Raw genomic sequence first — 8,866 nt, 5'->3', positions numbered from 1 at the left:
CAGCGCCATCGTCGCCGAGGGGCACATCCTGGAGGGCTTTTGTCCAGATTCACCTCCACCATGTGCCACTCGGCATTCGGCATTACAGGGCGTTCTCCAGGCACTCCAGAGATGTGGCCTCGCTGGCCGATGATGTCTGTGCCCCCGCGGTGAGAAGCGCGGGGGCCCGGGCGTCGCAAGGTTATTCGGCGATGAGGCGGCGGATGATCATGGGCTCGGCGACGATGCCCTCCAGGACACCGGCCACGTGTTGGAAGTGGTCGGTCTTGAAGTGATCCTCCAAGGCGGCGGCGTCCTGCCATTGCTCGACCACGACCATGTGCGCCGGGTCGTTGGGGTTGGTGAAGGGCTGGTAGGTGAGGCAGCCGGGTTCGGCTAGGGAGGGTTCGATCATGGCTTCCAGGGCGGTGCGGAGGCGGTCCTCGTTTCCGGGGGTGACGTGTAGTTCGGCGACGACGTGCAGGGTCATGATGGGCTCCTCGGGGTCGGTGTGGGGTACTCGGGGCGGGGTCAGTGGGTGATCGGGCCTTCGCCCGCGCCCGTGGTGCGCAGGGCGGTGGCGATGGCGTCGAGGTCGGCCGGGGTCAGTTCCAGTGTGGCGGCGTCGATCCAGCCGTCGACCTGGTCGGGGGTGCGGGCGCCGACGATCGCGCCGGTGACGCCGGGCCAGGTGAGAGTCCAGGCGATGGCGATAGAACCGACGGTGGTGTGGTGAGCGGCCGCGATGGGGCGCAATGCCTCGACCAGGGCGAGGTTGCGGTCGAGGTCGGTGGTGAACTCCGGGAAGCCTTTGCGCCAGTCGTCGGCGGGCAGGTTGGCTACGCGGGCGACGGAGAAGGCGCCGGTGAGCAGGCCGGAGTGTTGCGGCTGGTAGACGATGCCGCCGGTGTGATGGGCTGCGGCCCAGGCCAGTTCGTCGGCGGCGGCGCGTTTGATCAGGGAGAACTGGGGCTGGATGGCGTCGACGTGGGCGATGGAGTCGGCGAGCTCCAGTTGCGGCACATCGTGATTGGACAGGCCGATGGCGCGGACCTTTCCTTCGGTCACGAGGTCGGCCATGGTCTGCCAGTATTCGGCCAGCGGGGTGATGACGGCGTCGCCGACACTGTCGGGGTCCGAGAAGTCCAGGGAGGCACCGGTGTCGGGCCAGTGCACCTGGTAGAGGTCGATGCGCTCGACGTTCAGTCGCCGTAGCGAGTCCTCGATCTCGCGGCGCACGCTGGCGGCGGCCATGATGCGCTTGGGCGCGGCGGCCCGGTCGTTCTCGTCCCAGACCAGTCCGGCCTTGGTGAACAGGAAGGGCCGGTCGGTCTCGGGCAGCCCGGCGACGGCCTTGGCGACCACTTCCTCGGAGTGGCCGAGCCCGTAGACGGCGGCGGTGTCGATCCAGTTGACGCCCGCTTCGACAGCGCGGCGGATGGTGGCGATCGAACCGGCGTCATCCTGTGCGCCCCAGGCGTAGCGCCAGCCCGCGCCGCCGACCGCCCACGCGCCGAATCCGATCCGGCTGATGTGCATGTCGGTGACGCCGAGCTGACGGGTGGGAAGGGAGGTCATGGCGGGTGCTCCTCGGGTCTGTCTCGCCGTCGTGTGCGGCGCTGAGCACTACATTCGTCCGATCCGGGAGCGGCAAACAGTGCGGCGTCTGCCTGGGCACCGCATGACCAGGATGAAACCAGGGGGCGGCGTGGTTACCTGATGTCATGCCCCTGGACCGTCGCGCCGAACTCGGTGAATTCCTGCGCTCCCGCCGCGCCCGGCTCAGCCCGGAGGAGGTCGGCCTGGTTTCGCACGGGGCCCGCCGCCGGGTGCCGGGACTGCGACGCGAGGAGCTGGCGCTGCTCGCCGGGGTCAGCGTCGATCACTACGTGCGTCTCGAGCAGGGCCGCAGCTTGCAGTTCTCGGAGTCCGTGCTGGACGCCGTGGCCCGGGCGCTGCGCCTGAATCAGGTTGAGCGCGACCATCTCTACCTGCTGGCGCGCCCGTGGTCGGGTGAGGAGCCACCCGCCGCGCAGCAGGTGCGCCCGGGTCTGCGGCGGCTGCTCGACGCCGCGCACGACGTGCCCGCCTACATCGTGGGCCGCGGGGTCAGCGTGCTGGCGTGGAATCGACTGGCGGCGGCCCTGATCGGCGACTTCGGCGCGATCGCGCCCGAGCAGCGCGACTTCCTGCACCTGGTCTTCCTGGACGAGGGCGCGAAAGAGCTCTACGAGGACTGGGACGACAAGGCCGCGGACACGGTGGCCTATCTGCGGGTGGACGCCGCCCGCAATCCCGGCGACCCCCGCATCACCGCGCTGATCGACGAGATGAACTCCGCGAGCCCGGAATTCGCCGCGCTGTGGGAGCGCCACGAGCTCAAGGACAAGACGCACGGCCGCCACATCTACCGGCATCCGATCGTGGGCCGCCTCGACCTGGGCTACGAAACCCTGCGCCTGCCCGACGATCCCGATCAGGCCCTGGTCGCCCATCACGTCGAGCCGGACTCCCCCAGCGCCGATGCCCTGCGCCTGCTGGCCGGTCTGGCCGCTGAGCAGGCGGCGCAGCGCTAGCGGCGGCACCCGATCGGTTCGGGCCCGATCCTCCGAAAAGAAAAGCGCCGCACCGGAGTTCCGGTGCGGCGCGAAATCTTGACTCTCGCTACTTGGTGTCGCTGTCGATCAGCAGGGAGCCCCCGCTGTCGACCACGCGCAGCGACACCGACTTACTGCCGCCGTTCTTGGTCACCAGACTGCCCAGCGAAATGTCCACCGACCCATCGGCATTGTTGCTGTCGGTCCCGCGCGCGCCCTCGATGATGGAGTAGCGGCTGGCCGGGTTCGCCGTCCAATAGGTCTGGAACGCCGTCGCGCTGCCGTACACCTGCTGCGCGGCCGGGGTGAGCTTGGTCCACGCCTCCGGGTACCGCTGCGAGGTGAGGGCGTCGTAGAACTTGTCCACGGCGTCCGCGCCATTGCCCACGCTCACGGTCGAGGCGCTCTTGGTCTGGCCCAGGCCCGAGGGCGTGCCCTTGGTGGAGCTGGCCGAGGTCGAGGCCTTCACCGACGTGGTGACGCCGCCCGCGCCGGGCGAGTCGTTCGAGCCGGAGTCGCCCATCATGCCGTAGACGATGCCGCCGGCCACCACGGCGACCGCGGCCAGCAGGATCCAGACCAGCTTCTTCTTGCCGCCCGACTCCGAATCCGGTTCCGGCGCGGGGTGATTGCGGGTCGGCGGGCCGCCGTTGGGCACCGGACGCGGCGGCGGGGTCTCGAGCAGCTGGGCCTGGCTCATGGCGCCGGTCGGGATGTCGGCGTTGGCCGACGAACGGCGTTCCATCTGCCGGGTCTGCTGGCGCGGCGCGGCGCCCCCCTGCGGGGTGATCGGGCCGGAGCGGCGGGCGGCGAACACCCGGGCAGCCTCGGCGTCCGGGCCGACCTCGGCGAATTCCGCCATGATGTCGCGCACGTCGAGCATGCTCGGCCGGTCCTCCGGCTCGAAGCTGAGCAGGCTGAGCAGCAGGTCCGACAACGGACCGGCATTGCGCGGCTCGCTGATCTGGCCGTTGGCCGCGGCGTAGAGCAGTGCCAGCGGATTCGGGTTGGTGCCGTAGGGCGGTTCGCCTTCCAGCGCGTGGAAGAGCGTGGCGCCCAAGGCGAAGACGTCGGCGGCCGGGGTCGGTTCCGCGCCGCGGGCGACCTCGGGGGCGAGGTAGGCGGCGGTGCCGGAGATGAGCCCGGTGGCGGTGAGGGTGACGTCGCCCTTGGACTTGGCGATGCCGAAGTCGGTGATCTTCACCGCGCCGTTGTCGCCGAGCAGGATGTTGCCGGGCTTGACGTCACGGTGCACGATGCCGGCGCGGTGCGCGGCGATCAGCGCGGAAGCCACCTGTTCGCCGATGCGCGCGCACTGCGGCAGCGGCAGCGTGCCCTGCGCGGACAGCACCACGGCGAGGCTCTGCGAAGGCAGGTACTCCATGATCAAGCACGGGTCGCCCTCGTGCTCGGTGATGTCGAAGACGACGATGGCGTTGGGGTGCTGGAAGCGGGCCGCGTTGCGGGCCTCGCGTGCGGCACGCTGCTTGACGATGTCCTTGTCCGCATCCGAGAGGCTCGGCTGGGTGAGGATCTGCTTGATCGCGACGGAACGTTCCAGCCGCTGGTCGACGGCTCGCCAGACGACACCTGTGCCGCCGCTACCAATCCGTTCGACCAGGCGGTAATGCCCTGCGATCACTTGGCCGGTTTCGATGGCACTACTCCGAGGTTCTTCGAGATGACTGTGACAATGCGGTTGCCCGCGCGTTTCCCCGCACGAGTGTAGCGGGCGACGCGCGGATCGCCGACGTCAGCGTGAGATATGGCGGAGATCTCGATGAGATCTGCGCCGCCCGTCGGCGACCCGCCCGTGACTCGATTGGCGTATGCGCTGGTCGCGCCCCATGCATGACCAGACATATACCGATCGGTTTGGTGCGTGTTTGCTCCCACACACCGACCGAGTTCAGCTACTTTTCACCCCCGCCGGCCACTCCGCGCGGACCAAGCGGGCGGCATCGGCGGCATCGAGCTCGATATCGAAGACCTCCGCGAGCACCTTGGGCAGCTCGGCAACCTCGAGCTCGCGCACCTCCTCCGAACCGTCGGGATGGTGCGTGGTCCAGGTGGCGCCGTCGATCTGGTGGTGAACGTCGGGCAGGAAGCGCTGCACGAAGGGCCGCGTGGTGAACGGCGAACGCGGCGCGGTGGACACGAAGTGGTTCCCGACCGCGAAATCGACGCGGTACTGCGGGGTGATGGCGAAGGTGTAGCGGTCCACCCAGCCGTCCTTCCCGAACTGGTACAGCGTCCACAGCTCGCCGCCGACCGCGTCGGTGGTCCGTTCCAGCCGGAAACGCCATGCGCCCGCGCCGAATTCACCGCGGTCGGGGGTGAGCTCGATCGGTTCCAGGGGACCGAAGCCGAACCCGACGTCGCACAGCCACAGCCGGTCGTCGTCGGCGGCCTTCACCCGCAGCAGTGCGTGGGTGGCCGGTCGCAGGCCGGTCGCGCCGAGGGTGACCCGGCCGGACATGGCGGTGAACTCGAAACCGAGCCGTTCCAGCGCGGCCGCGAACAGTCCGACGTTCTCGTAGCAGTAGCCGCCGCGCCGCCGCCGGATCAGCTTGTCCTGCAGCGCTTCCATGTCCAGGGGGATGCCGCGACCGAGGATGATCTCGAGGTTCTCGAACGGGATCGTGGTGGTGTGGGCGCGCACCAGGGCGCGCAGGGTCTCCAGGGTGGGCGTGCGCGCACCGGTGAATCCGATCCGGTCCAGGTAGGCGTCGAGGTCGAGCTCCGCGCCCAGCCAGGTGTAGGTGGGGTCCGCCGGTGTGTTCATCACTGCCTTCCTTCGCGCCCGATTCGCGTGGATCATCCGTCTTCCGTGGAGATCAACGGTAGTGGGCGCGGCTGTGTTCCGACGCGACCGGACCGCCGGGTCAGGCGTGGACGCGCGCCAGCGTGCGCAGCCCCTCGCGGTAGCTCGGATAGCGCGGCGCCCAGCGCAGTTCGGCCCGGGCCTTGGCATTGGAGGGGCGGAGGGAGAAGTCGAGCATCTGGGCCGCGGTCAGCGGGGAAGAGATGCGCATCAGGCGCGGCGGCACCCGCAGCGGCGGCCGCGCCCCGACGGCCTCGGCGGCGGCGTCGAACATGGCCTCCCAGGTGGCGGGCTCATCGTCGACGATGTTGTATGCCTGGCCGGGAACACCTCGTTCGAGGGCGGCCACGGTCGCGGCGGCGGCGTCCTCGACATGGATGAAGCCCGTGTGCCCGGTGGCTCCGTTGGGCAGCGGGAACAGGCGTCGCCGCAGCGCGCGGGTGAAGGAGGCGGACGCGCCGGGTCCGTAGAAGACCCCGTAGCGCAGCGCGATTCCGTCCATGCCGGGTGCGCGCCAGGCGTGGCGTTCGGCCTCGTGCAGCGCTCCGATGAGGCCGTCGTTGACGTCGCCGGGGATACGGCCGAAGTGGTCCTGCTCGGTCACCGGCCGCGGGCCGTGGTCGCGCATGCCGTAGCCGAAGATCACCGATTGGGTCAGGTACCGGCGCGCGCCGGCGCGCTGGGCCAGTTCCACCAGGTGCTTGCCGCCGGTCTCGCGTAAAGCGTTGGTGCGCAGCAGGCCCGGCGAGTGGTAGTGGGTGGGCGGCGAGTTCCGGTAGGCGGTGAGCTGGTGGATGACCGCGTCGGCGGTGAGCCGTTCGGTGGCGCGCAACAGCTCCGAGCGATCCATCACATTGGCGACCAGCGGGGTGGCTCCCAGCGTCCGCGCGACCTCCGCGCCGCGGCCGTCGCGGGTGAGCGCGTACACCTGGTGCCCGCGGGCGCGCAGCGCCGTCACCAATGGCCGCCCGATCGCCCCTGTCGCTCCCGCCACCACGACTTTCATTGCGCTTCATCCCGTCTCGCCCTGCCGATGCCGGGGCCGAGCCTAGTGTTCGGCGCCCGATCGTGTGGCACGGCGGTCGGCCCGCGCGGGGCCCGGCGCCGGGAGCGTCCACCGGACGCGCGCGGGACCGGTTGTCAGGCCGCGCATTTGGCGTTCGCCGGGGCCGGTGGGGCGGTGTTGACGCCCGCGCCGACATCGATCGTGTAGTCGTGATCGCCGCCGAGGGGTTCGGTGCCCTGCAGCAGTCGCATGACCGCGCAACCGGATTCGAAGAACACCGGATTGATGCCGTGCTCGCCGGGTACGACGCGGCCGTCGAGATCGCGGCCGCTGACGACGGTGTACATGGACACCCGCTTGCCCGCGAGCATCAGCGCGGCGCGCATCTCCATCGAACTGGTGTAGGGCACCACCGTGTCCGCGGTGCCGTGCACCAGCACCGTCCGCTGGACGTCGATGCGCCCGGGCATGAGCACCGGCGAGCGGTCGATGTAGGCCTGCGGGCAGGTCAGCGGAATACAGCCGCCCGCATCGCGCTCGATCTCCGGCCGCAGTTGCTTGCCGGCCAGGCTGGCCTCCAGCCAGGCGGTGAGATCCCCGGCGTGGCCGAAGGTGTCGACCCAGTAGTCGTAGGTGCCGGGCGGGGCGTAGGCGGCGGCCAGGCCGCTGGTGACGCCGCCCTGGCTCCAGCCCCACAGCACGGTGGGTCCGAGGCCGGGGTGTTCGCCGCGATACCACTGGGTGGCGGCGACGGTGTCGCGCCAGCCCGCCCACACGTTCCACTCCCCCGTGCGCCACACACCGGAGTCGGAGCGCTGGTCCATGGTGACCAGGGCGGCGCCGGTGTTCTTGACGATCGAGGCCATGTAGTCGGGGAAGTCGCTCGCGCTGCCGTCGTGGCCGTGCACCGCCACGATGAGCGCCCGAGCCCCGCCCTCGGGTTCGTAGACGCGGCCGGTGGCGGTCTCGCCGTCGACGGTGAGACTGATCGGCCGCACGGACACGCCGTCGTCGGCCGCGCCCGCGATTCCCGGTAGCCCGACCATGACCGCCGCCACCACGCCCGCGACCGCACCGATTACCCGCAACCCTCGCCGATGAGCACGCACGTCCGGCATCGTCGCATGTCGGGGCGGTCCGGTCGGGAACCCACGCCGGGCCGGTCGGCGCGCCGGAACGGATGTGGCGGGGTGTGCCCGAATCAGGCTGCCGGCGGCTAGGATTCGACCATGCGTTCGATGGATGCCGCGGAGCGGCGGGCTCGACTCGGGGTGCGGCACCGGCTGGCGGCGGCGCAGCGCGGCGACACGGTCGAGTCGATCGTGCGGTCCCTGGTCGTCCTGCACGCCACCGACCCGGCCACCGTGTACCTGTCCGTCGCGGCGCGCTCGGCGGACCTGGAGACCGGCCACGTGGAGAAATCGCTCTACGACGACCGGACCCTGCTGCGCATGCTGGCCATGCGGCGCACCATGTTCGTCGCGCCCATCGATCTGGTGCCCGTCCTGCAGGCGGCGGTCGCCGACGCGCTGGCGCACAAGCAGCGCAAGACCTACGGACGCTATCTCGAACAGTCCGGTGCGGTGCCCGGCAATGTCGTGAAGTGGTGGAACGCGGTCGAGCAGAAGACACACGACGCCTTGCTGGCCCGCGGCGCGGCGACGGGAGCGCAGCTGAGCAAGGAGGTGCCCGAGCTGCGGACCCAGGTGGACACCGCGCCGGGCAAGCCGTACTCCAAGCCCACCAATATCACCACCTGGGTACTGGTCACGCTCGGCTGCGAGGGCCGGATCGTGCGCGGGCGGCCCAATGGAACCTGGTCCAGCAGCCAATACACCTGGGCGCCCATCGAATCCTGGCTGCCCGACGGGATCGCGGTCATGCCGGTCGAGGAGGCTCGCGCCGAGCTGGTCCGGAAGTGGTTGCGCGCCTTCGGTCCCGCGCCGGTGAGCGATCTCAAATGGTGGACAGGCTGGACGCTGGGCGAGGTCCGCAAGGCGCTGGCGCTGGTGGACACCGTCGAAGTGGACCTGGGCGGTGAGACCGGCCTGGTGCTGGCCGACGATCTGGAGCCCACGCCCGCCCCGGAACCGTGGGCGGCCCTGCTGCCCGCGCTGGATCCCACGCCGATGGGCTGGCAATCGCGCGACTGGTATCTGGGGCCGCATCAGCCCGCCCTGTTCGACCGCAACGGCAATATCGGCCCGTCGGTGTGGTGGGACGGCCGCATCGTCGGCGGCTGGGCGCAGCGACCGGACGGCGACATCGCCTGGCGGCTGCTCGACGATGTCGGCGCCGACGCCGAACGCGCCATCGCTGCCGAGGCCGACCGGCTGCGCGGCTGGTACGGCGAGGTCCGCCCGATCCCCCGCTTCCGCACGCCGCTCGAACGCGAACTGTCCGCCTGACCGTCCGGCCCCCGCACGCAGCGCGCCCGATGATCACAGGCGCGCCGAACGC

8 protein-coding genes are annotated in these 8,866 nt (G+C 70.5%); 2 read left to right on the top strand and 6 right to left on the bottom strand.

Annotation, left to right across the window (positions count from 1 at the left end):
* Nucleotides 1–181: 181 nt before the first annotated feature.
* Together ABZ382_RS28970 and ABZ382_RS28965 are read right to left on the bottom strand one after the other, a co-directional pair.
* Complete coding sequence (locus ABZ382_RS28970) at nucleotides 182–469, bottom strand: putative quinol monooxygenase (protein ID WP_357095240.1); 288 nt, start codon at nucleotides 467–469, stop codon at nucleotides 182–184.
* A gap of 41 nt (nucleotides 470–510) precedes the next feature.
* Nucleotides 511–1,557 (bottom strand): aldo/keto reductase, encoded by a 1,047-nt coding sequence (locus ABZ382_RS28965; RefSeq protein ID WP_357095237.1) that lies wholly within the window; start codon nucleotides 1,555–1,557, stop codon nucleotides 511–513.
* Nucleotides 1,558–1,703: 146 nt separating this feature from the next.
* Here ABZ382_RS28965 and ABZ382_RS28960 point away from each other — a divergent pair, with 146 nt between their 5' ends.
* A complete protein-coding gene (locus ABZ382_RS28960; protein ID WP_357095234.1) occupies nucleotides 1,704–2,555 on the top strand; it encodes a helix-turn-helix transcriptional regulator in 852 nt (283 codons plus the stop codon).
* Nucleotides 2,556–2,643: 88 nt separating this feature from the next.
* On the opposite strand, the gene ABZ382_RS28955 is transcribed toward ABZ382_RS28960, so the two are convergent.
* From ABZ382_RS28955 to ABZ382_RS28940, 4 genes are all read right to left on the bottom strand, one after another.
* A complete protein-coding gene (locus ABZ382_RS28955) occupies nucleotides 2,644–4,218 on the bottom strand; it encodes a protein kinase (RefSeq protein WP_357095233.1) in 1,575 nt (524 codons plus the stop codon).
* Nucleotides 4,219–4,485: 267 nt separating this feature from the next.
* Nucleotides 4,486–5,361 carry an arylamine N-acetyltransferase gene (locus ABZ382_RS28950; RefSeq protein WP_357095230.1) on the bottom strand — a complete coding sequence of 292 codons (876 nt, stop codon included), beginning with the start codon at nucleotides 5,359–5,361 and terminating at the stop codon, nucleotides 4,486–4,488.
* 100 nt (nucleotides 5,362–5,461) lie between these two features.
* Nucleotides 5,462–6,406 (bottom strand): NAD(P)-dependent oxidoreductase, encoded by a 945-nt coding sequence (locus ABZ382_RS28945; protein WP_357095227.1) that lies wholly within the window; start codon nucleotides 6,404–6,406, stop codon nucleotides 5,462–5,464.
* A 134-nt stretch (nucleotides 6,407–6,540) separates the two neighbouring features.
* Nucleotides 6,541–7,515 carry a prolyl oligopeptidase family serine peptidase gene (locus ABZ382_RS28940; protein ID WP_357095225.1) on the bottom strand — a complete coding sequence of 325 codons (975 nt, stop codon included), beginning with the start codon at nucleotides 7,513–7,515 and terminating at the stop codon, nucleotides 6,541–6,543.
* Nucleotides 7,516–7,635: 120 nt separating this feature from the next.
* On the opposite strand from ABZ382_RS28940, the gene ABZ382_RS28935 reads away from it, so the two are divergent.
* Nucleotides 7,636–8,814 carry a winged helix DNA-binding domain-containing protein gene (locus tag ABZ382_RS28935; protein ID WP_357095222.1) on the top strand — a complete coding sequence of 393 codons (1,179 nt, stop codon included), beginning with the start codon at nucleotides 7,636–7,638 and terminating at the stop codon, nucleotides 8,812–8,814.
* Nucleotides 8,815–8,866 lie beyond the last annotated feature (52 nt).

It is taken from the genome of Nocardia sp. NPDC005825 (assembly GCF_040630175.1).
GTDB lineage: Bacteria > Actinomycetota > Actinomycetes > Mycobacteriales > Mycobacteriaceae > Nocardia.
Note: the sequence above shows the minus strand (reverse complement) of the source record. Positions and strands in the feature narration are given on the sequence as shown.